Origin of the sequence: Acinetobacter sp. WCHA39 (assembly GCF_002165385.1) — a bacterium.
Taxonomy (GTDB): Bacteria; Pseudomonadota; Gammaproteobacteria; order Pseudomonadales; family Moraxellaceae; genus Acinetobacter.
In genome coordinates, this window is sequence record NZ_NHRP01000007.1 from 1 (window position 1) to 23703 (window position 23703).

At 37.9% G+C, this 23703-nt stretch carries 24 protein-coding genes and 1 pseudogene; 3 read left to right on the plus strand and 22 right to left on the minus strand.

The features are described from left to right. Positions 1 to 106 precede the first annotated feature (106 nt). From CDG56_RS04935 to CDG56_RS05015, 17 genes and pseudogenes are all read right to left on the minus strand, one after another. Positions 107 to 1024: a hypothetical protein gene (locus tag CDG56_RS04935; protein ID WP_087547119.1), complete on the minus strand. Its 918-nt coding sequence runs from the start codon at positions 1022 to 1024 to the stop codon at positions 107 to 109. A 27-nt stretch (positions 1025 to 1051) separates the two neighbouring features. Beyond that, entirely contained in the window at positions 1052 to 2176 is a 1125-nt protein-coding gene (locus CDG56_RS04940; protein WP_087547120.1) for a toxic anion resistance protein, read from the minus strand. Positions 2177 to 2188: 12 nt separating this feature from the next. After that, the gene (locus CDG56_RS04945) at positions 2189 to 2965 is read right to left on the minus strand and encodes a tellurium resistance protein (RefSeq protein ID WP_087547121.1); all 777 of its coding nucleotides are present in this window, start codon (positions 2963 to 2965) and stop codon (positions 2189 to 2191) included. Positions 2966 to 3138: 173 nt separating this feature from the next. Next, positions 3139 to 3660: pseudogene (locus tag CDG56_RS04950) on the minus strand (putative solute-binding protein); the annotation flags it as partial. A 66-nt stretch (positions 3661 to 3726) separates the two neighbouring features. Further along, the gene (locus CDG56_RS04955; RefSeq protein WP_087547122.1) at positions 3727 to 4149 is read right to left on the minus strand and encodes a PaaI family thioesterase; all 423 of its coding nucleotides are present in this window, start codon (positions 4147 to 4149) and stop codon (positions 3727 to 3729) included. Between the two features lie 62 nt (positions 4150 to 4211). Further along, positions 4212 to 5195 (minus strand): fatty acid desaturase family protein, encoded by a 984-nt coding sequence (locus tag CDG56_RS04960; RefSeq protein ID WP_087547123.1) that lies wholly within the window; start codon positions 5193 to 5195, stop codon positions 4212 to 4214. A gap of 107 nt (positions 5196 to 5302) precedes the next feature. Further along, on the minus strand, positions 5303 to 6100 hold the full coding sequence (locus CDG56_RS04965) for a PaaX family transcriptional regulator C-terminal domain-containing protein (protein WP_087547124.1): 798 nt from the start codon (positions 6098 to 6100) through the stop codon (positions 5303 to 5305). A gap of 105 nt (positions 6101 to 6205) precedes the next feature. After that, entirely contained in the window at positions 6206 to 7006 is an 801-nt protein-coding gene (locus CDG56_RS04970; protein WP_087547125.1) for an undecaprenyl-diphosphate phosphatase, read from the minus strand. 129 nt (positions 7007 to 7135) lie between these two features. Continuing rightward, positions 7136 to 9025, minus strand: a complete 1890-nt coding sequence (locus CDG56_RS04975) for a M48 family metalloprotease (protein WP_171295104.1) — start codon at positions 9023 to 9025, stop codon at positions 7136 to 7138. Between the two features lie 103 nt (positions 9026 to 9128). Next, a complete protein-coding gene (gene purF, locus CDG56_RS04980) occupies positions 9129 to 10667 on the minus strand; it encodes an amidophosphoribosyltransferase (RefSeq protein WP_087536879.1) in 1539 nt (512 codons plus the stop codon). 40 nt (positions 10668 to 10707) lie between these two features. Beyond that, the gene (locus CDG56_RS04985; RefSeq protein ID WP_087547127.1) at positions 10708 to 11301 is read right to left on the minus strand and encodes a CvpA family protein; all 594 of its coding nucleotides are present in this window, start codon (positions 11299 to 11301) and stop codon (positions 10708 to 10710) included. 1 nt (position 11302) lies between these two features. Next, positions 11303 to 12310, minus strand: a complete 1008-nt coding sequence (locus CDG56_RS04990; RefSeq protein ID WP_087547192.1) for a quinone-dependent dihydroorotate dehydrogenase — start codon at positions 12308 to 12310, stop codon at positions 11303 to 11305. A 397-nt stretch (positions 12311 to 12707) separates the two neighbouring features. Then, positions 12708 to 13187: a type II secretion system protein GspM gene (gspM, locus tag CDG56_RS04995; protein ID WP_087547128.1), complete on the minus strand. Its 480-nt coding sequence runs from the start codon at positions 13185 to 13187 to the stop codon at positions 12708 to 12710. Then, the gene (gene gspL / locus CDG56_RS05000) at positions 13187 to 14326 is read right to left on the minus strand and encodes a type II secretion system protein GspL (RefSeq protein ID WP_087544382.1); all 1140 of its coding nucleotides are present in this window, start codon (positions 14324 to 14326) and stop codon (positions 13187 to 13189) included. Before gspL ends, gspM begins: the two co-directional genes overlap by 1 nt. Before the next feature lie 38 nt (positions 14327 to 14364). Then, positions 14365 to 14820: a phosphohistidine phosphatase SixA gene (gene sixA, locus CDG56_RS05005; protein WP_087547129.1), complete on the minus strand. Its 456-nt coding sequence runs from the start codon at positions 14818 to 14820 to the stop codon at positions 14365 to 14367. A gap of 57 nt (positions 14821 to 14877) precedes the next feature. Further along, complete coding sequence (locus CDG56_RS05010) at positions 14878 to 15951, minus strand: NAD(P)H-dependent glycerol-3-phosphate dehydrogenase (protein ID WP_087547130.1); 1074 nt, start codon at positions 15949 to 15951, stop codon at positions 14878 to 14880. 47 nt (positions 15952 to 15998) lie between these two features. Further along, the gene (locus CDG56_RS05015) at positions 15999 to 16577 is read right to left on the minus strand and encodes a nitroreductase (RefSeq protein ID WP_087547131.1); all 579 of its coding nucleotides are present in this window, start codon (positions 16575 to 16577) and stop codon (positions 15999 to 16001) included. 195 nt (positions 16578 to 16772) lie between these two features. On the opposite strand from CDG56_RS05015, the gene CDG56_RS05020 reads away from it, so the two are divergent. Continuing rightward, positions 16773 to 17156, plus strand: a complete 384-nt coding sequence (locus CDG56_RS05020) for a hypothetical protein (protein WP_087547132.1) — start codon at positions 16773 to 16775, stop codon at positions 17154 to 17156. A gap of 47 nt (positions 17157 to 17203) precedes the next feature. On the opposite strand, the gene CDG56_RS05025 is transcribed toward CDG56_RS05020, so the two are convergent. Both CDG56_RS05025 and CDG56_RS05030 read right to left on the minus strand, forming a co-directional pair. Beyond that, complete coding sequence (locus CDG56_RS05025) at positions 17204 to 17446, minus strand: hypothetical protein (RefSeq protein ID WP_018678030.1); 243 nt, start codon at positions 17444 to 17446, stop codon at positions 17204 to 17206. A gap of 139 nt (positions 17447 to 17585) precedes the next feature. Then, complete coding sequence (locus CDG56_RS05030; protein ID WP_087547133.1) at positions 17586 to 18773, minus strand: phosphoglycerate kinase; 1188 nt, start codon at positions 18771 to 18773, stop codon at positions 17586 to 17588. A gap of 139 nt (positions 18774 to 18912) precedes the next feature. Between CDG56_RS05030 and CDG56_RS05035 the strand changes: the two genes are divergently transcribed. Further along, positions 18913 to 19296, plus strand: coding sequence for a DUF2237 family protein (locus CDG56_RS05035; RefSeq protein WP_004680899.1), 384 nt, complete (start codon positions 18913 to 18915; stop codon positions 19294 to 19296). Further along, on the plus strand, positions 19296 to 19889 hold the full coding sequence (locus tag CDG56_RS05040) for a Maf family protein (protein WP_005160740.1): 594 nt from the start codon (positions 19296 to 19298) through the stop codon (positions 19887 to 19889). Before CDG56_RS05035 ends, CDG56_RS05040 begins: the two co-directional genes overlap by 1 nt. Positions 19890 to 19981: 92 nt before the next feature. Here CDG56_RS05040 and CDG56_RS05045 read toward each other — a convergent pair whose 3' ends face one another. From CDG56_RS05045 to CDG56_RS05055, 3 genes are all read right to left on the minus strand, one after another. Then, positions 19982 to 21235: a serine hydrolase domain-containing protein gene (locus CDG56_RS05045; protein WP_087547134.1), complete on the minus strand. Its 1254-nt coding sequence runs from the start codon at positions 21233 to 21235 to the stop codon at positions 19982 to 19984. An 82-nt stretch (positions 21236 to 21317) separates the two neighbouring features. Next, the gene (locus CDG56_RS05050) at positions 21318 to 22172 is read right to left on the minus strand and encodes a MaoC family dehydratase (protein ID WP_087547135.1); all 855 of its coding nucleotides are present in this window, start codon (positions 22170 to 22172) and stop codon (positions 21318 to 21320) included. Positions 22173 to 22239: 67 nt separating this feature from the next. After that, on the minus strand, positions 22240 to 23631 hold the full coding sequence (locus CDG56_RS05055; RefSeq protein ID WP_087547136.1) for a 3-oxoacyl-ACP reductase: 1392 nt from the start codon (positions 23629 to 23631) through the stop codon (positions 22240 to 22242). Positions 23632 to 23703: the final 72 nt, after the last annotated feature.

Sequence of the window (23703 nt, forward strand, 5' to 3'; positions counted from 1 at the left end):
AGTTCAAATCAGCTAAATTCATTCGATGAAGCTATAGTACGCAAAACTAATAAATAGGTAAAACAGTATGTTTTTATAAATTTAATCGGATAAACCGAATTAAGATTTAAGAGACATCAAGCTTTTGATTAATGCGCATATGGCGATTTTTCAATTGCTTAGCGAGTACATACAAAATGGTGCTTAAAGCAACAACCAACACAATCAAGCCCAATAAAATTACATTCACAATCTGAGAAATACGTTCGGCTTGTTGTGCACGCAGATCTAAGGGCTGAGTAATTGAGGTGATACTCTTACCGTAGAGCTGCTGCTGCATAACCCATAACTGTTCAAGCTTAAAATCATATTGTTTAAACTGAATCGGGTTATTCTTCTCAGCAACAATCAATTGATTCACGTAGACATTGGCAGTTTTACGATCGATAGGCTGATGCAATAAAGCTACTTGCGCCAACACATAGGCTTTTTCAGTCGATGAAATGTTGGCCTGCTGTAAATCTTGAGCAATTTGACTTTCAACAATATTATTTTGATAGCTCATCCATTGTTGATACGCCTGTTTGGTTTCATCTTTCCAATCGTATTGAATGTAGCTCAGACTGGACCAAAGTAAAATAAAGGCAATAATCCAAGCCAGAATACGCTGTGTCCATGCTTGGAAACGTTGTTGAAAAAACTTAAATTTCTTCATCCAACTGAGCAGTAAAAATGCCCCAATAAACGAAACCAAAATTTTTAGAAACAACCAACCAAACCATGATAATAAATTAAAAAAATAATCGACTGGTTGTTTAAATGGCACCAATTCTTGAACATGATAAGGCAAATCTAATGCCTGAACATGCGTGGAAAGATCAAAGAACCGATAGATAAATTCTTTTTGCAAAAATAACGATGCAACTGTAATAACGACCAATGTACAGGCTAAAACGAACCAGAACATTAAATGACGTTGACGTTTATTTAATGCATCTAAACGTTGGTCAATCGGTTGTACACTAAAATCGTTTATGGGTGACAATGATTTTTCCTTCAAAAATTAACAATATCAAGATTTAGGTGGCTGGCTATGCTCAAGCACTAAATGATTTAAGTTCTCTTGCAAAGCACGTAAACGTGTTGTCGCTTCCGCACGCTTTTGCATCCCTTCTTTCTGGATCTGAATCACATCATTTACTGTTTTAATGAGGGTGTTTTGTACATGTTCAAGTGTTTCTACATCAATCACTGAACGTTGATTCGCTTTCGCAGTATCGACTGAGTTTTGATGCAATAATTCAGCATTACGGCGTAATAATTCATTCGTTGTGTCATCAATCGCTTTTGCTAACTGGACACTATTCTTTTGCTCTTGTAATGAAATCGCCAAACTAATCTGATTTTTCCATGCAGGTAGCGTAATGTTCTTAATGGCATAAAACTTATCTATCAACATTAAATTATTCGACTGGATGATCCGAATCATCGGCAAAGTCTGCATTGCAGATTGTTGTAAAACCTGCAAATCACTGACTCTTTTCTCAAGATTATTCGCCAAATGATTAAGATCATAAATCTGTTGCGTCGTTTGTTGATCCTGCTCTTTTAATGTGAGCATTGAGATCTGTTGCTGAATATCCTGCTGTTTTAATTGTCCTGCAGCAATATAAACTCCAAGCTGTTTATATTCATCCTGTACCGCATCAAACATTTTATCTAAGGTTCCAACCCGAGCTTTCAACCCCGATTGAGAACTTTCAATTTCTTTAACCAATACATCAATCTGCTCTTTAGTGGTATTAAAATGCTGATCAAAATTTAGTTTAGCATTTTTAAACTTACTCAGTAAACCGCCAAAAAACCCAGAGCTTTTTGATTTATTCAAAATACTTGAAGTATTCAATTGCTGTGCGACTTGCACGACCTCATTAAGTTTTTGTCCAGTCGTATCCAAATCTTTATTCTGAACCAGATTTAACAATTCATCGGTATAAGTTGAAGTTTTACTGGCAATATTTTTGCCATATTCAGCTACCACTGTGGTACTGATATCTGCCAATTCTTTATGTGCATCCATTACTTCTGCAAGATCATGTGGTTGCAATCCTAAATCTTTTAAATTCAACTGTTCAAAACGTTGCTCAGGCTTTACTTCAAGCTCATGAGATAATTTGCTAAGTTCTGAATCTGACATCTTTTTTCCCTCTTATTTCTGTAATGATTTTTTCAAATTTTTAATTAAATCTTCTCGACTTTTATCAAGCTGATCAAGTGTATTTGTTGAAGTCGATGCTGTACTTTGTTTAACGTGATATTGCCATGCAGGAATCAAAACCTGTTGTGCTTCTTTAAATCGATCTAGCAAGCCAAAAGATAACTCTTGTGATAACTGCATTTGTTTCATCGCAATATCATTACTCGTTTGTAAGGTGTGTAAGGTGTTTATTTTTTTTGAGAGCCGTTCAACAAAATGGTCAAGTTTTTGCTGTTGAGTAAATTGAGGATATTCTATTAAAAATTCATCAGCGGCGCGGATATAAGCGGCCATCTGTTCTCTCAAACCTAAAGCTTGCTGTAGTCGTGATTGCGATTTTTGGATTTCGATCTGTAAGCGCTGACTTAAATGATTTGCTTCATTGATTAAACGCTCAAGATCTTTGACAAACTTTACTTGACCAGCATCGTATTCAACATCTATACCTAACCATTTTTGTAACGCGTTAAAACGACGACCACCTAAATGTTTTTTGGAAATTGAAAGTTGCTGAATAATCTGGGTAATCACTTCACTCAATTGCTGATTCAATCTAGGGTCAACACCATTCAGTAATACACTTTGAGCTTGAACTAAATGATCTGCATAATGATTCAAACGATGTGGATCATTGAGTAGAGGAAGTAAATCATTACGTTTAATCGCTAAAATATGTTCTTGATTTGATTCAATTTGCGATAAAGGTATGAAGTCGAACGATTGCGTCATATTAGCCGAGTATAGTAAGAACAAATAAATTTGAACATAGTTAGTTTTAGCATGTTCTTACTCTTTCGCATACTTAAATGTTGTTATGTTTTTTAAAATTTAACATTTTGGAATGAATAAAAAACCTCTTAATTACAATGAATAAAAAGGTTTTCAGAATTGTAAACGATGCTTTATTCATCATTCAGGGTGTATTCAAAACTATTTGGATTTTGCTTACAACGCACTTTTTTTCAGAAAGTTCATCATTTTTGGATCATAAATACCTGCTTTGGTTAAAGAAATACGAGCTTCGCGCATCATTTTCATCTAATTAAGCTGTTCTTCGGGGGGAATGTTCATCCAATATTTTTCAGGAGTTTCTTTTTCATATTTTGCGATGATATTCAAAGTACCATCAAGTTGACCCGCTACCCATTCACGAGACTTTTGCCCAAATCCTTCAGGAAACTTATCCTTTCGAATAATAAAATTTGCTGAAATTTGTGTTAATGGAAATTTTACGATTCCACCTTTATCCCCCAAACCTTTATAGAGTTCAAAGGGTTTATAAGCAAAAATCATTGATAGGCAAGTATTGCTGTTTTTAAGTCTGTTCATGCACCAATTGCATCCAATGATGCTACATATTTATTGAATTGGCGACCACGTAAACCACTAATAATCACACCATCACATTGTCCAAGTTTCAAATCTTAGGAATTTCCAGTCAATTACTCTCTAAACAAGATCGTTTTAAACAATTCTAATTAGTCAAATAATTACTGAGCTTTTCGTGGTGGAAGCGCATATGTTCCAATCACATGCGCAACTGGTTCTTCATCATCCAAAGAATATAACCACACTTCACCTGTAACCAATGTTTTACCAACTTTGATTAATTTACACTCAGCTTTAATATCTTGATTTCCATTCGGTTTACGAAAAAAATTAATGGTCATGTTGGTTGTAACAGCCATAGCAATTAGACCTAAATGTCCCATAATCGCAACATATAGCGCGAAATCAGCCACCAACATCAAGGTTGGACCTGATACAGTTTGACCTGGACGTAAATCGTTCTGATCGATTTTATAAAGTAACTGTGCCCCTTTAGGACTAATCTCTTCAATATTAGTTTTTTCGAGTGCTTGAGGAAATTCCTGTGCCAAAAAACGAGTAATTTCATGCTTACTAAGTGCCATAACAATACATCCCACATGACTTAGATTATTTTTAAATTATGACTAAAACTATAAACAAACATTTAATCAGCTTGATCTGAAAGTTCATTTAAGACTTGCCAGTAATTAGGAGGTTCAGGAACATGTCCACGCTCTAATAACATCTGGTGCATTTTAGGTAACTTAAAATATGGAACTGTTGCCATTAAGTGATGTTCTTTATGGAAATTGACATGGATAGGTGCAACTAAAGCACGAGCAATATAACCTGCTTTTGTAGACCGTGTATTGGTTAATGCGCTATTACTGGTTGGCATACCTGCATGTTCTGCCATCGAACGAACACGTAAAAATAATGGAAATGGTGTTAAATATGCCAATATCCAAAGCGCATACAATTTAGGATGACCGGCTGCCCATAATATTGAAAACAAAGCAGCATTTGTTGCTATTGCACCACCACTATTTTTTAGAAATGCTTTTGGATAGTCGACCCAATGGCGTCCCTCTTGAGAAATCCAACGACGGTCGTTAGAAACCGTCCACTCCATTTTCTCAACATCCATAAGCACTCGTCCAAGTGCGAATTTTAATCCTGTTATTCCAGAAACATCACGGAAAAACTTACGCATTAACGATTTCTTCGAAGTTGGAAAACCCTCTACCAAAGACAGATCAGGATCCTCTACGGTAGAAGTTTTACTGTGATGGCGTGAATGATGGGCACGATATTTCTTTAAATCATTCCAGATTGGGCGAGCACAAAGCCAATCAGTGGCAATATCATTCAGCCATTTGGTTTTAAATAAGCTTTGGTGTGAAGCATCGTGCATAATGATTGCAAGCGCAAGTTGACGACCCGCTAATATTACCAATGCAGCTATACACATCAGTAATTTGCCCCAGACAGGTAAATACTCCCATGTACTGGCAACTGCAGCGAAGGTTCCACCAATGACTGCCCAAGTTGATAAAACAGCCCAACTACCGTGTAAATCTGACTTTGTTGTCAATTCTGTGATTTCTTCTCTTGTGAACAAATCACTTATTGATGTCCGTGTATTCATATCCCTACCCTACAATTTTTCTATTTCTATAGATACATAAATATAATTTTTATTTTAGATTAAGTAATATTTCTGTCAATACATTAAAATTAATTTTTTAGTAATATTTATACTAAACTGATTTCATAGAATCGTTGCCACAATTCCAGTCCAGTCTGATCCAATTGCTGAACACTTAACGCAAATTGATCACGTAAATGAACATCAACAAAATCCTCAGGCAATAATGGATCATTCATCAGCAAAGAAATGGTCTGCCGACCAAGCAATAGCGATTCTTTAGCAGCAATATCTAAACTTAATTGCTCAACTGTCTCCAACCACTTTTGAATCATTTGACTATATTTTTTATAGTTTTGGTTAAGTGTTTGAGTGGGCCAAAGCTTCTGAATTTTATTTAATGTTGTGGTGTCGAAATGATTAATTTGGCAAATTTTGGCGCTTTTTTCTAAGCCAGAAGCTTGTAATGCCAAAAATACCTCTTTAAAAGAAATGGCTAAATTATCAGGGCGAATATAAATACCTTGTTCTAATTCTTTAAAACCGAAGTGCTTTAATGCGCGTTCTCGGCGCTTTAAAGCTGTACGATCAACCCGCCCTAATTCCCCCGTAAAGACAGCTAAGTATTGGTGATCCCATTGTTTTGTTTGTTTAATTCCATTTTTACGGTTCAACATTACATCGGCCCATTCGTGTGATTTAGCCGTAAATTGATATATACCCCGCTCAATCGCTTCAATCACCCCATCACTAGATAATCGGGTTACTGCGACACGAATACTATTTTCACTAATCTCAAAAAGCTTCGCTGCGATAATAATTTGTTTAATCGAGATCTCACGACCTTGTAGCCCTAAAAGTAAATCAATGATTAAATCTCGGGCATTCATTTTAGCTATTGTCATCTTACAATCGAACCAGTTCTAAACATGAAAAAAGAAATAAAGAATAAGAATTTTAACTTAGAATCTCTCCCTTTTAGTAATTTTTCTAAAAGGGAGATTTTATTTTTATAGAAAAACAAATAATAAAATTATACCCAGTACAATCCGATACCAAGCAAATACGCGTAAAGTGTGGCGTTCAACAAATTTAACTAATGCGCTCACCACCAATAATGCCGAAATAAAAGCAGCAACAAAACCAACCCCGATATTCAACATATTATCTTGTGTCAATACATCCGCATTACGAATAAGATCAAAAGTTGCAGCCCCCAACATCGTTGGCATCGCGAGAAAGAAAGAAAATTCTGTTGCCGCTTTACGAGACAAACCTGAGAACATTCCTCCCACAATGGTAGCACCAGAACGAGAAGTCCCTGGAATCATCGCAACACATTGTGCACAACCGACTAAAAAAGCTTGCTTGTAAGTAATTTTTGTCGCTTCAGTTGTTTTATGATCAAAATTCTTGGATTCAACCCAGAAAATAATCAGACCACCAACAATCAGTGCGATTGCGACCACAAGTGGACTAAATAGAACACTTTTAATAAAATCGACTGCAAAAATACCAATCATGACAGCAGGAAAAAAAGCAATTAAAACGCTAAAAGCAAAATGACGCGCTTCTGAATCGCCACTAAAAAAACCTTTAACCAAATCAAAAATCTTTTGTCGGTATAACCAACAAACAGCCAAAATTGCACCAAGCTGAATGACAACTTCAAATACACGCCCATCGTCAGAATGGAAGTCGATCATGTGACCAAATAAAATTAAATGACCCGTACTTGAAATCGGTAAAAACTCGGTCAAACCCTCAATAAACCCTAAAAATAAAGCCTTTAAAATTTCAATATATTGCATAACTTACTCAAAAAATGCGTAATTCAAGATTAAAATAAAAGGCAAGCTTACCTTGAAATTAAATCATTTTATGTGATTGTCACGTAACGTTTTAAGCTTGATCTTTCTAGCTCTAATACGAGTTTATTATTAAATAATCATCAAACTATTTTTCTTTTGCATTTGTTCAACAACTTCACGTGTATCGAATCCTAAACGCCAATAAAGCAACTCTAAAACATCTAATTCATCTTGCGTGATGATACGATCGCTCCATAAACATCGCTCTGCAATTGCTAAAATATTGAGGCGATCACGTAATAATAAGCCTGAAACATCATTTAAAATTTCTGCTAAATCAAGTGGTTCATCAGAAATATCTGCATAAATCTGCATTTCTTCGGGTGCTAAAATCTGCTGAAGAATTCGCTCACGCACCTCAAGCTGATTTGGACTATTAATTTGTTGTACATGCAATAAAGCATCAATTAAATGCACAATTTGTGCTTTCACATCTTCAAATGATGTTGGTAAATGTGCAGGCATAAGATTAAGTTCACGCTTTACTCTCTCCAACAATAAAGCATCAAGCAGACCTACCTCACCATCCTCTTGAATAATACAAGCCAGTTTAGTCAAAAATTGACGAGCAATACTTGTCGGCATATGCCCAATATTCTTACAGGCATCATGGAAGATTTGAACATGAATACGACCATCTAAATTCAATAAAGAATCTACAATTGCATGACTTACCGCGGCTTCTTGAGGAATGAATTCACGATATTGACGAATCATTAGAATCGCAACCATCACTTCCCTTGAACCTGTCGCCGTTTGCATCGCTCTTTGTAGCAATTCTGGGCGTTTTTTATTCTTCCGCATTTCAGAGTTTAAAGGCTTAATTGCATCATTTAAGGCAAAACTGATCGGTGATAAACGTAATAAAGGTAAAGGCTGTGGAGAACTCCAAGGTAATGTCATATCTGTCATTTCTTCTTCCAAAGAACGAAACAGACTAAATAAAGGACGATTGCGTAGCTTTTTTAAATTTTCTAATTGCAAATCCTGTAGCAAAGTAGGATTTAGTTCATAAATTCGATCTTTGATACTTGGATGAATATTCATCCAACTTTGCGGACTAAGAGAATTTGCGAAACACATATGTGAAATCGATTCTGAATACGCACTATGAATTTGCGACCCTGAATGGTGGACATAGATACGTAACAAGGTTTGAATATTGGCATTATTATTCATCAAACGCATAGTTTTCAGGTCATTACGAAAAGTTCGCCCACTTAAGGTCAAATATTTAATTAAACGCGTAATTAAAATTCCTAAACTCCCAATTAGCCAAATCACTCCACCAATCGCAACAAAAATAGTTTCGAATTTGTTTCGATAAGACGTTGCATAAGGATTGTAGCCTGCTTGAGCTAATTTACTCCCCCATTGACTAAAGGTGGTTAAACCACTGTATAAGATTTTTAATTTAGTATTTTCAACCGCTTCACCTGATAAAATCTGGTTGAACTCATAGCTTAATAAGCCATATAGCTCTAGTTCATCTAAATTTTGTAGAGCACCCCAAGTTAAAATAATTACGATGTCTTGAGATCTGAAACCTGCGGTTAACGCATTCACACCAACTTCATCTGGGAGCACATAAACAGCGGGGGTATCGATCGCAAAACTTTGAGCAACTTGCTCTACGACTTTTAATGCTGTGCTTTCTTCGGGCGTACTCTCATCAAAAACAAGGCGTCTAGCTTTAAGTTGTTTTGCAAGTGAATGGCCGCCTTCACGTAAGACATACAGTTCAGCACCAACCGACCAAACCATAACAAAAAATAAAAGAAAGATGAAATAGGGACTAAGAACATGCCACCAAATGGCTTGAGTGTAGTCAAAGAAATGAACGACCAACCCCAAAATCAAATTGAGAATAAAAACTGTCGACAACATAGCGAGCAAGCAAAAACTTACCGACCATGCAATATTTTTATTTTCAATTAAATAATGGCTCATTTCTTTCAATGTAAATTTTCCCGATTACATTGTTGATCTTAGAGGCTTCGAAACCTTAAATATCATAAAATAAAAAAGCGGGAATTTCCCGCTTTTCTATAGATTTAAATGATTACTCTTCTTTAATACCTGTTAAATCAACAGAAGAAGCATCGATATTTACATCAATATAACCATCTGCTTTCTTTTTTGCTGAATCATTACGTTTCTGCTCGAGATTAATCAGATAGTCATTATCAATCCCACCAGCCACATAGATCCCGTCAAATACTGAACATTCGAATTCTCTTAAATTAGGTACTTTGCTAGTCCGCACTGCGTTCTTTAAATCTTCCAAATCTTGGAAAACTAAACGATCTGCACCAATAATCTCACGAATTTCTTCAACTGTACGATCTGAAGCAATTAATTCAGATTTTGCTGGCATATCGATACCATACACGTTTGGATATTTCACCATAGGTGCAGCCGAAGCAAAGAATACTTTCTTCGCGCCAGAATCACGTGCCATTTGAATAATCTCATTACACGTTGTACCACGTACAATCGAGTCATCCACTAACAGTACATTTTTATCTTTAAATTCAAGCTCAACTGGGTTTAGCTTTTGACGAACTGATTTTTTGCGCTGCTGTTGACCTGGCATAATGAAGGTACGTCCGATGTAACGGTTTTTCATAAAACCTTCACGGAATTTCACGCCCAAAATATTAGCCAATTCTAATGCTGAAGTACGGCTAGTATCTGGAATTGGAATGACCACATCAATATCGTGCTCTTTACCCCATTCCTTCAAAATTTTATAAGCCAGCTTTTCACCCATTTTTAAACGAGCTTTATAAACTGAGATGCCATCAATTGTTGCATCTGGGCGAGCAAAGTACACATATTCAAAAATACATGGACGATATTCAGGATTTACTGCACATTGTTTGGTAAACAATTCACCATTTGAATTAATGAAAATTGCCTCACCTGGTGCAATATCACGCTCAACTTTAAAACCTAGCGCTGTAATCGCAACGGATTCAGAGGCAATGATATATTCAGTGCCTTGCTCAGTTTCACGAGAACCGTAAACCAAAGGACGAATCCCGTTTGGATCACGGAAACCAACAAGCCCATGACCTGTGATCATCGCAACAACCCCATAAGCACCTTTACAACGCTCATGAACACGAGATACGGTGTGGAAGATATTTTCTGGCGTTGGGTTGAGTGTACCGATCTTCTGTAACTCATGTGCAAACACGTTGAGTAAAACTTCAGAATCAGAATCAGTATTCATGTGACGTAAATCTGTTTTAAACAGATCATCATGAATTTCTGCGGCGTTGGTCAAGTTACCATTGTGTGCAAGGGTAATACCATATGGAGAGTTTACATAAAACGGCTGTGCTTCAGCACTACTTGATGAACCTGCTGTTGGATAACGAACATGTCCTATCCCATAGTTACCAAGCAAAGCACGCATGTGACGGGTATGGAATACATCACGCACCATACCATTATCTTTGCGGAGGAATAAACGCCCTTGATGGCAAGTTACAATCCCTGCTGCATCTTGTCCTCGATGTTGTAACATCGTCAAGGCATCAAATAACATTTGGTTTACTGGCGATTTACCGGCAATCCCAACAACTCCACACATAGCAACCTCTCGACAAGCTAGGAACGGGGTTTAACCCCAATTAATAAAAAGGATTTTTCGTTGAATGATCAGAACGTTGATCTACTGAAGCGCGTTCTGACTCCTCCATTTCAGTCGAAGGGCGATGTAATAACGCACCTTCAGATGTCATTTGATGTATCGCTTCATTTGCAGCATCTTTTGATATTTCAGTCGCTAATGGCGCGTATGGCAATAAGATCTGTACAAATTTGGACTGTTTCCAGTGTGGCGAGCTTTCCACCCACGGACCAACGCCCTGCATGGTGACCAAAACAATCAGTAAACCTTTCAGGGAACCAAATGCGCCACCTGCTAAACGATTTAATGGACCCAGTTTCAAACTTTTCAAGAGGCCATTCAACAGTGCCGAAACAATCCAGGTACACACCACAATGATCAGTACGATAAAAGCGAAAGCTGCAATTTTTTGCACGACAGGGTCTTGGCTGAGACTGCTCATCGCAGGTGCCCAAATGACTGCATATTTAGCCCCAATGACCAATGCGAATATCCACCCGATCAAGTTCGCAAAGGCTTTAATAAATCCTTGACGCAAACCGTTCAGCCCTCCAATGAGCAAGATGATCAGGATGATGATATCAAGTGTGTTCATGTCACACAGTCATCGCGTTAACACAATCTTTTACTAGTGTTGGGCCTGTATAAATAAGGCCACTGTATACTTGAACGAGACTCGCGCCCGCCTCTTGTTTTGCTACGGCCTGCTCACCTGAAACAATTCCCCCGACACCAATTAAAGGAATTTTTCCATCTAAAACATCGGCGAACTGACGTAAACATTCGGTGCTTTTTTCAAAAACGGGTGCGCCCGACAAACCACCTGCCTCATTACCATTTGGCAGATTTTCAACACCGTCTCGCCCTAATGTTGTATTGGTAACAATTAAGCCATCAATCTTAAATTTCAATAATTGTTTAGCGATAAATGTAATATCTTCAGGCGTTAAATCTGGCGCTACTTTGAGTACTAAAGGAACATAATGATTATTTTCTTTAGCAAGTTCTAGTTGACGTTGTTTCAAAGTTTGTAATAGCTCTGTAAGTGCATCACCACTTTGTAAACTACGTAAATTCTTTGTATTCGGTGAGGAAATATTAACTGTAATATATGATGCGTAATTATAAACTTTTTCTAAACAAATCAAATAATCAGAAACCGCATCTTCAACGGCAGTATCTGCATTTTTACCAATGTTAATTCCTAAAACGCCTTGAAACTTAGCAGCTTTAACATTTTCAATCAGTTGATCAACACCGTCATTATTGAATCCCATGCGATTGATGATTGCTTTCGCTTCTGGAATACGAAATAAACGTGGTTGAGGATTACCTGCTTGTGGACGTGGTGTAATGGTACCTATTTCAATAAAACCGAAACCTAAAGCAGCTAGAGCATCAATGTGCGCACCATTTTTATCTAAACCAGCGGCAAGACCAACAGGGTTTGGAAACTCGATACCCATACAGCTCACTGGTTTATGTGCAGTTTTCTGATGCATCAATCCAAATTTATGCGCTGTATCGAGCATAGAAAGTGTGAGTTCATGTGCACGCTCTGGTGCCAAAGTAAACAACAAAGGGCGAGCCAATGAATATAACATACCAATCACAGTCTACTGATTTTTCAAGTAGCCGTATTATAGGCATAGGCTCAACAAAACACCATGCTTGACATAGGCTTATTTTGTAGAGTCTTTGCTTTAGTGCTTCTTGATTAAACAATTTTCTGGTTTTATTCAGATTTTTAATCTTAGTCTCTGTTTGGGATTTTGCAGAACTTTGGCATTCACAACCTAGTGCATTGGAATGTTTGACATTATTGCAGATTACAGAAGAAGCACTTACCAACGTCATCAAACATAGCTACCCCAAAAAAGTCATTGTTCGTTTGTATTTTTCTGATCTTAAAAAATTATTTTAGAGTTAGAGTCATTCAGAGTTAATCATACTCATCATGATGAGTCTATAACTATAAAGGAGCTTCAAGCTCCTTTATAGTTATTGCACGGTCGCAGTTAACTTGATTTGATTGTTATTTGAGACCAAGTCCATTTTCTGGATACTTAAGCCCATTTGAGAGAGTTGCATTAAGAAGTTTGCAAGAACAGCATAATTTTGATGTTCAGCGACAATTTGAATTTGCTCACCATTCTGCTGTGAAGAAACTGATAAGCCTTGTTGTTGTGCCGTACGTTGAATTTTATCTGCTGCTGATAGCTCTAGATCATTTGCAGGTTTCATTGTTGCTGCATTACTTTGCATCCAAACTATTAAATCTTTTAATTCATTTAAACGTTTTTGCTGTTGCTCAGCCAAAGCATGCATTTTCCATAATGCAAAACCAATAATCACAACAACTAAAAAAACTGTTGTGAAAATTACCATCACGCGTTCACGTACAGATAAGCTCTGTAAATATTGATTTAAGGTTTCAATTTTTTGATCGAAACTATTTTGTAGACTTGTTAATGCTTTCATTATTTTACTTTTACCACCCCAATCGCACCAATCGAATCTGCTTGAACATTACCCAATTCAGCTTGGAAACCTTGTTGGTTTAATTGTTGAGTTAATCCTTGTAAGTCATCTGCAGATTTAGCTTTTAATGACATTGCTAAAGTCGAAGCATCATAATTAACTTGCTGAGCAATGATCTGTTTCTGCATTAAAATCGGTCCTACTCGACTCAACAACGAAAGTGCTTGTGTATCACCCAGCTGACTCATTCGTAATTGACTTTCGAACTGACTTTTAATGTTTTGCTCAGTAACGCGACTATTTTCACCAAACCACAATTTATATTGATCTATCGCCTGAGCCGATGTCTGATCAGCCACTTTTTTTAGTTTAGACCAACGTAAAGCGTCATAACCCAATTGAACAAAAATGACGGCAACCAAAACCAATGCTGAAGCTTTCCAATAACCTGACCACTGAACTTCTGCATTCTTGGATTTTGGCAAAACATTAAATGGATGCTGTTTTGCCTTTGCCAAGGGCTGAAATTGGTAACTAAATTCAGTGTATTGATCTTGGGTTGAAGCAGCCATAACTGTTGCTAATTCAGTTGAACTAAGATTTGCCAGCTTATAATTCGTTTCAGGTGTTTGAAACTCAAGGAATAATCCCAAGTCATCCACTGAATTACCAGACCATTCCGATTCTCTTACCAATAAGTGATCATAGAGGTTTGCAATCACCACTTGGTTTTCTTCTGGCGTTGGCAAAATTAAAAAATCAGGTAAGAACGCTGCAATTTGAATTGGCAAAAGACTAAGCGCATGTTGCCATGTCTCAACTGTGGAATGAGCCACGCCCATCACACTAAGCTGATCATTTTGAAAATGATGAACCACCTTCATTTGATCGATTGGCAAAGTCACATATTCTTCTAATAAGTATTTAAGCCCTTCTTGCCCTAACTGCTTGTAGTGCATTTTTGTCATAGGCTGTTGCAAGATTTGCGCATTACGGCTTGGAAAATAGACCACTGCCTCTTTTCCATTATGCACTTGTAAGTCCTGAATCAACTGCTCAAGACTATTTGTCTGCAACCAATTTTCCCCTGCCGACCAATACCATGTTCCATTGGTTTCGGGCATCCATATATACAGCATCGGTGTTCAGTACCCTTATCCTATCGCGGATATATAAATTATAATGTTGGTGTAAAACGATTCTTTTGTGTCGATAAGCCATTGGCAATCACAGCTTGATCATAAATACGTACTTCTGCTAATGCAAATGGATTAAAACGCTCATGAGTCAATTGTTCTGCAATGTGTGCTACAACATTCATATGACATACCACAGCAATAGATTCATAGGGTAGTTTTGATAACCACTCAATTGCATCTTTGGCATCATCATCAGGCTTAATTTTATCGCAAATTAAAACAGGAATACCGTGAAAATGAGCCTTAATATGTGCCAAAGTTTCTTGGGCACGTAATAGCGGACTAACAATAAAAATTTCAGGCTGAATAACATCTTTTAAAAAATGTCCTGTTTGCTCAGCTTGTTGATGTCCACGAACTGTTAATGGGCGTTGAGTGTCATTACCATTGATTGCTGGAGATGCTTCACCGTGACGTACTAAAGTTAACTGCATATAACGACCTTATTATTTATACCTATATATTAACAATGATTGATGACAGTTTTCTGATTAAACTTCATGATGTGGTAAAACAAATTCTACATCACTACGATGACCATTTTTCATCAATGACAAAGCGATCGTCATTGGTGGCGCATTTTCAAAAATAACTTCATATAAGGCATTGGTAATCGGCATATAAACATCAAGTTCTTGTGCTTTGGCACGCACTTGAACAATGGTATTAATCCCTTCAGCTGTTTGACCTAATTCTTTGGTTGCTTGATCAAGTGTTTTACCTGAACCGAGTGCAAAACCAATTTGATAGTTACGACTTAATGGGCTATTACAGGTTGCAAATAAATCACCTACCCCAGAAAGCCCTAAGAAAGTTAAAGGATTCGCACCCTGCTTTACGGCGAAACGACTCATTTCAGCCAAAGCACGGGTTAAAATCATACTCTTGGTATTTTCACCAATGTTATAAGCTGCCCCCATTCCCATGGCAACCGCATAGATATTTTTTAATGCACCGCCAAGTTCTACACCGTGTACATCATCACTACCAAAAACACGGAACAATGCGCTATGTAATGCATGTTGTACCGCGTAGCGAACCAATTCCGATTCACTTGCAATGACTGTTCCTGATGGCATGCCTGCCATAATTTCTTTTGCTAAATTAGGCCCTGATAAAACACCATAAGGGACTTCTGGCAGTTCATCTCGAATAATTTCACTCATAAAACTAAACGTTTTTGCTTCAATGCCTTTGGTCAATGAAACTACCGCTTGAGCCGTAATAAACGGCGCAATTTGTTTTAAAACATCACGAAATGAATGACTAGGAATTGCGACCAAAATAATATCTCGATCTCTTACTGCTAATTCTAAATCAGCAACAGCGCGCAAAGCTGGCTCTAATGGATAATCAGGTAAATAACGTTTATTAATATGTGTTTGATTAATTTCTTCTGCTACAGCCGCATCACGAATCCAAATCATGGTATCGCAGCCATTACGCACGGCTAAATTCGCCATTGCTGTACCAAAACTACCACCGCCCAATACCGTAATTCTTAATGCTGTTTTTTGATCTACTGCCACAGGCTCAACTAAATCACTAAATTTTAACTCTGTCATTTTTTTTCCTGAAACCAATTTCTTTCTTTAATCATTCATCAATAAGATTAAACTTGTTGCCATACTTTTAAAAAATCTTGACTCTCTATTTCTGCACGAGGTGCAATCGTTTTAGCGGCTGTCCCAATATAAATAATACCAGAAATCAAATCTTGCTCTTTTAAGCCAAATTGTTGCTTAAGCCAATTGGATTCTACAACTGCACCAGAACGCCACATACTCGCAAAACCTTGTGCTTGTAATGAGAGTAAGAAGTTTTGAACAGCAGCACCCGTACTTAAAATTTGTTCGAAGTGCGGAACCTTTGGGTGATCTTGGATCGTGGTTAAGGCTAAAACAAGTAAAGGCGCGCGAAATGGATGATGCTTCACTCTTTCTAATTGTGCAGGGTCATTTTCGCCCATATCAGCTAAAGCATTTGCTAAAAATTCACCAAAAGCCGCTCGTTGCTCAGCTGTTACAACCACAAAACGTGTTGGTTTTAAGCGATGATGATCAGGTGCTGTTAATGCAGCTTGTACCGCTTTTTCGAGTTGTTGTGTATTCGGTGCTGGCTCAATTAATTGCCCAATAGATTGACGTTGATGGATATTTTGATGAATTGTCTCTATATTTGAGTCCGTCATTGACATGAATCTAACTAACACAAGGATTTGTTTAGATTAGCATAATCTAACTGATTTCTACCACGTTTAATCCCTGCTTAATTAGTAATTTGAGAAATTTAACAGAGTCTCACTATAAACTGTACATAAGCTGCAAAGGCTATCAAAAATTATATGTTCAAATAATACAATTAGATCACGACTTGAGAACAAGCAATGAAAAAAACGTTCATCATGAGTTTATTAGGTGGCTTGGCACTTGGACTGACTGCATGTGCATCAACACCAACCAATACCCTCGCCATTCAAAAAGAAAACAATCAATATGAAGTGACAGGAGTTGGTAAAACCAATCTGATTGCAAAAAACAATGCGATTAGTGCGGCGCAAAAAACCTGCACACGGAATACATCCCCAATTGTTGTTGATGAAAAAACGGCATATCAAGGGGTTTTAAAAGGTGTAGTCGATGAACAAACTGGAAAGTTGGTTGAGGCTGCTGCTGGTGTCATTGGAACAATTACGGGTAAAAATGCATCTCTAGCCAAAGATGATGATTATCAAACAACCTTGACTTTTTATTGTAAAGCCAACTCATAAATACAAAAAAGCCGATATTCAATATCGGCTTTTTTAGTTATTGCAGCTTAGTGAGCTTCGCTCGCAGCTACTTCTGAAGCAGGACTGACCACTTCAGCAGTTTTCGTCTCTTGTAATTCTGGTTTATCAATTGCAGCAATCGCAGCTTGTTGCTCTGGAGTAGTCGGTGCTGATACATCTGAAGCTACTTGTTCTTGCTGTTCAACATTTTTTGCTTCTTCTTTCTTTCCACATGCTGTTAGCATCATCGGAGCAATAATTAAAGCGGCAAGGGTTAATTTCAATTTCATCACGGCTTTCCACAGTTACTTGCTTAAGTTAATGACAATTATATTGCAAATATATGACACTTTAATGACACAATAAAAAGAGCCGATTGATATCGACTCTTTTTTAATCACTTGTTATATAACAGAGGCTAAACCTGACTTAAGCACGCTCAAGCAACACAGCCACCGCAGGTAATGTTTTGCCTTCTACAAATTCTAAGAATGCACCACCACCCGTTGAAATATAACCGATTTGATCAGCTACTTCATATTTATCAATAGCTGCTAATGTATCACCACCACCTGCAATTGAAAAACCAGTAGATTCAGCAATTGCCAATGAAAGTGTCTTAGTCCCTTCACCAAATTGATCAACTTCAAATACGCCTACTGGACCATTCCAAAGAATCGTTTTTGATGTTTTTAAGATTTCTGCAAAAGCTTGTGCAGTTTCAGGACCAACATCTAAAATCATGTCAGTATCTGCAACATCTTCTACTTTCTTAACGACTGCTTGAGCGTTTGCCAAAGAACCTAAGAAGTCACTGAAGTCGATTTGAGTTGCATCAGCAACAACGACATCAGTTGGTAATGGAACACTTACTTTTGCAGCAATTTGTTTTGCAGTGTCAATTAAATCAGCTTCATAGAGAGATTTACCAACATTGAAACCAGCAGCAGCAAGGAATGTATTAGCAATACCACCACCCACAATCAATTGATCACAAATGCTAGAAAGTGAATTTAATACATCAAGTTTTGTTGATACTTTAGAACCCGCAACAATTGCCACCATTGGTTTTTCAGGTGTTTGCATTGCTCGACCTAGCGCATCTAATTCAGCGGCTAATAACGGACCAGCAGCAGCAACTTTAGCAAAACGTGCTACGCCTTCTGTTGACGCTTCTGCACGGTGAGCAGTACCAAATGCATCCATAACGAATACATCACAAAGTGCTGCATATTTTTGTGCAAGCTCTTCTTTATTTTTCTTTTCACCATGATTGAAACGTACATTTTCAAGTAATACCACTTGACCCGCTTCAACCTCAACGCCATCTAAATAATCAGTAAATAATTTAACATCCTGACCCAAAGCAGTGCTTAAATAAGCTGCAACTGGTGCAAGTGATTGCTCTGGCTTTGGCTCACCCTCTACAGGACGACCAAGATGAGAAAATACCATTACCGCAGCGCCTTTATCTAACGCAGCTTTGATTGTTGGTAATGCAGCACGTAAACGTGCATCGCTGGTAATTTCCCCATTTTTTACAGGAACGTTTAAGTCTTCACGAATAAGAACACGTTTACCTGCTAAATCAAGGTCAGTCATGCGCTGAAAATTCATGGATGGCTCTCTAGTTGATTTTAAAAACGGCACAATTTTAAATGATTCTCTAAAATAAAGGTGAGTTTTTTTGCAGAAAAGCTGTCTAAAATTTCACTTTTGATTATCATAATCATCGTCATTAAATCTTTGTATTCTTATGTCTATTCATCCTGATCCAAAAATTAATCGTTTAAATGTTCTTGGCGAACCTTTATCTAGTTGTTGCTTTGACCCAATCACGGGCTATTTCCGTAATGGTTTTTGCCATACAGCGGTCACGGACTTAGGTCAGCACACCATGTGTGCGCAAATGACGTCAGATTTTTTAAATTTTTCACAAAAAGTTGGGAATGATTTAATTACACCTTTACCAGAAGTGGGTTTCCCTGGATTAAAACCTGGTGATTTTTGGTGTATATGTGTGACTCGTTGGGTTGAAGCATACGAAGCAGGTCATGCTCCACCGATTAAGTTGAATGCCTGCCATAACGCGGTTTTGCATTATGTGCCACTGAATATTCTCGTGGAATATGCGGTCTAATGAATCAATTTGAATTGATTTTGGCATCGAGCAGCCAAACTCGTAAAGACTTGATGGATCGTTTACGATTGGACTATCGTTGTATTTCACCTGATATTGATGAATCTGCAATGGGTGAATTACATGCCGATGATTTGGCTAAACGTCTGGCTTTTCAGAAAGCACGGGTTATTGCTGAACATAATCCCAATGCGATTGTCATTGGTTCTGATCAAGTCGCTTGGCGTGAACACGCACCATATGACTTCATTGGTAAGCCTTTAAGTGTTGAAAATGCTATTCAACAATTACAAGAAAACTCAGGGAAAATCGTGTTTTTTAGCACCGCTCTCAGTGTTCAGCACTTGCAATCTGGCTTTGAAACCACACTGGTTGAGCATTACCAAGTGAAATTTCGTCAATTGACACTAACTGAGATTGAACGTTATATCGAAATTGATCAACCGTTACATTGCGCAGGCAGTTTTAAGTGTGAAAGCTTAGGGATTAGCTTATTTGAGAAAATGGTTGGTGACGATCAAACTACGTTGATGGGTCTACCCATGATTCAGTTATGCAAGATCTTACGTGCTTTCGAACTTAAGATTCCTTAGAAAACCTTATCTAAGCTTATTGAGATAAGGTATTTTTTCAGGTCATTGGAGGCTATTATTTACTATATGCAGCCTCATTACACCAGATCAAATTAAAACCAGCCTTTTCGCCCATTTAAGATTGCATCGGCACAGCGGAGCGTCTCTTGGCTCAAGCCCCATAAACGATAATCGCCTGTTGCAGAAGTGGTACTAAAATTATGCGTATAAGCGAAACTGAGTTCACGGTCAGGATCACACCATGCACCTGAACCATTAAAACCAACATGACCAAAACCATGTGGCGCACGTTTGCCCATTGTTAAAATACGGTGAAAGCCTAAACGCCAATGCATTGGAATTGGCATCACTCGATCACGTGCTTTAGATTGTACGGTGCTTAACTGCTTAAATACTTCTGGACGAATCAATTGTTGACCTTTCCACTGCCCTTGATTAGCAAGCATTGCATAAACTTTGGCAAGACTATCTGCTGTAAACACCCCGTTCGCGGCGGGAATCACGGCTTGTAGGCCTGCATCACTATAGAAGCTAAAATTACGCATGCCTTTTGGAATCATCGCATCTTGGAAATCTTGAGGGCTTTGTCCTGAAAGTTCTAAGAACTTTTCTGATAATGAGGCTTTGCGTGGTGAATCAGTTTTTTTAACTTGTGGCTTTGGTGCAGATGGTTTTTTAGGTTTTTCAAGTAAGCGTGCAACTCGCTGTAATTCAGAGTTTGGTGTACCAAAATATGCGCCATCCAACTCAAGTGGTTGCACCAAATAAAGCTGCATTAACCAACTTAAAGGCTGTTTCACTGCTTTTTCAATGACTCCACCCACGAGCCAACCATAAGTCAGCGGTTGATAAGCAAAACTTTGTCCTGCTTCAAAACGTGGTGTAGCAGCAGCCATTAGCTCTAACATATGCGACCAATCCAACATTTCTGTTGCTGTCTCAATCAAATTGCGAATATCAAACAAACCACTTTGATGGGACAAGACATGACGCAATGTTATATTGGCTTTGCCATTTTGAGCAAACTCAGGCCAGTAGTGTGCAATTGGCGTATCGTAATCAAGTAAACGTTCACTCACCAAGATATGTGCAAGTGTTGCCAATATGCCCTTACCTGTCGAATAGCACATCGACAAAGTATCTGCTTGCCAATCTTGATCTTGAGATTTTTTACCAGTAAAAATATCAACAACTTTCTGACCTTGAAAATATACCACCAACGCAGCGCCACCTTGATGGCTTCTCGCATCCTGAAAACGACTGAATTGGGTTGCTAGGTCAATAAAACGATGATCAACCTTGCCATGATAATTATGCGTATCGGCAAATAAAATCTCTTTAATCAATGCACATGTCCTTATGATATTTATATTTTTTAGAATAACCCTCTTGCGAACAAAAGGGCTGACTCAACCATACGATTCAGTATTAAAGTGCTTTCACTGTTCCCGCAACATGCGGCTTTTTAGATTTAACGTTACGAATCAAGAAGTCAGTTTGTTTTGATTCAGCGGCTGTTAAAAACTCAACAGTTGATGGTAAGTACATCGGCAACTTGAACCAAACATCTGCTTCATAAGCAACTGGTAATTCAATACTCGCCAAAGCTTTTGCCTTACTCCACATGCCATGTGCAATCGCTTGTTTAAAACCAAATGCTTTAGCTGTGACTGCATGAATATGAATCAAGTTAAAATCACCTGAAATCAATGCGTAGCGGCGACCCGTATTCTCAGAAATATTCCATTCTGCTTTTGGCTGATATGCAGGCTCTTTAGATTCTTTCGATTTTTCAGAAGCTTTTTTCTCAGTTTTTTGACGTGATAAATAAGTCGTTAAACTTTCCATCACCACTTCACCGCCCACTTTGGCAGTTGTAATGAAATCGAATTGTAAGCCTTTATCATGTGGCTGAAGTTCGCCAAATTTACATGACAACGTAATTTGCTCATTCACACCGATTTTACGAATTTGTTTGATTTGGTTACGAATATGTACCAATCCTAAAATCGCAAATGGAAACGCTTCACTGGTCATCATATGCATTTGCAGACTTTGCGACAGTACTGCTAGATAAATTGCTGGTACAAAACCATCATTTTTAAAACCACAAATTTCGTTATAGCTTTCTAAATGTTTTACATCAATGTTAAGCGTATCTACCACATATTCAATTTGTGGTAATACTTTTTCGCCTTTTGGCTTTTTAAAAATTAAACCTTGAATAACTTTTGGATAAGCTAAGTAAGGCTTTGGCAATTGACTAAAATGGCGTGTATTCATAATGAACCTTTCTATATTTTTATAAAAAAGGGATGCACAAGCACCCCCTCTTCAAAACTTTTAACGCTTAAGCGCCCAACAAGCTTTGACCGCATACGCGAACAACGTTGCCTGTCACACCTGTTGAACCAGTAGAAGCATACCAAGCAATTGCTTCAGCAACATCTACAGGTAAACCACCTTGGTTCATTGAGTTCATACGGCGACCTGCTTCACGAATCGCAAATGGAATCGCAGCAGTCATTTGAGTTTCAATGAAGCCTGGTGCAACCGCGTTGATCGTAATACCATTCTTCAGTGTTGGTGCAGTAAATTTAACCAAACCAATTACGCCTGCTTTAGACACTGCATAGTTGGTTTGACCCAAGTTACCCGCGATACCACTGATTGATGATACACAAACGATACGACCATTTGCATTTAAACCATCATTAGAAAGTAAGTAATCATTAACACGTTCAATTGCAGACAAGTTAATGTTGATGACTAGATCCCAAAGCTCTGGCTTCATGTTTGCCAAAGTTTTGTCACGAGTAATACCTGCATTGTGAACGATGACATCCAAACCGCCTTGTTTAGCCGCAGCAGTTTTGATTTTCTCGCCAGCGTCAGCAGCAGTAATATCGATTGCCAATACTGAACCGCCAATTGAACCCGCAACACGCTCAAGATCAGCTTGTTGTTGAGGAACATCTAAGCAAATCACATGTGCGCCATCACGTGCCAATACTTGTGCAATTGCTTCACCGATACCACGGCTTGCACCTGTTACGAGTGCGGTTTTACCCGCAAGTGGCTTAGCCCAATCTAATTTCACTGTTTCTGCTTTAGAAATACGGATCACTTGACCAGATACATAAGCAGAACGTGGTGAAATTAAGAAACGTAAAGTAGACTCTAAGTTTGCTTCAGCACCTTGATCTACATAAACCACTTGAGCAGTGATACCCTTTTTGAATTCTTTACCAACAGACTTCACAAAACCTTCAAGCGCACGTTGAGCGATCGCTTGTTTTACTGTTTTAGCTGTTTCAGGTGTTGTAGCAATTACAATTACACGGCCAGAACTTGAGATTTGACGTGCGATTGGATTAAAGAAGTTATACAACGCTTTTAACTGTTCAGAATCTTGGATACCAGAAGCATCAAATACAACTGCTTTAAATTTAGACTCTTTATCATCGGCATTTAAAGGACGAAGGTTTAAACCTACTTTTGCAGCAGTTTGTTGTAATTCAACATTATTGCCTACATAGCTATCTGCATGGATATTGCTAAGAACTTGAGCAATAGCAGCAGAAATTGTGCTTGAAGGTGCTGCGCCAAGCAATACGGCACCATTTACAACAGGTTGGGCACTTTCAAAACGATCTAAGCTAACTGGTGATGGTAAACCTAAATTTTTTACAACAAATTTACCCAAAGGTGATTGTGTAAATGCTTGGTATTGATCGGTCATGATTATTATCTCTCATACAAATGAATTTTTACAAACATCTAAACCATGTCAGCAAAATAACATGAAACCAAT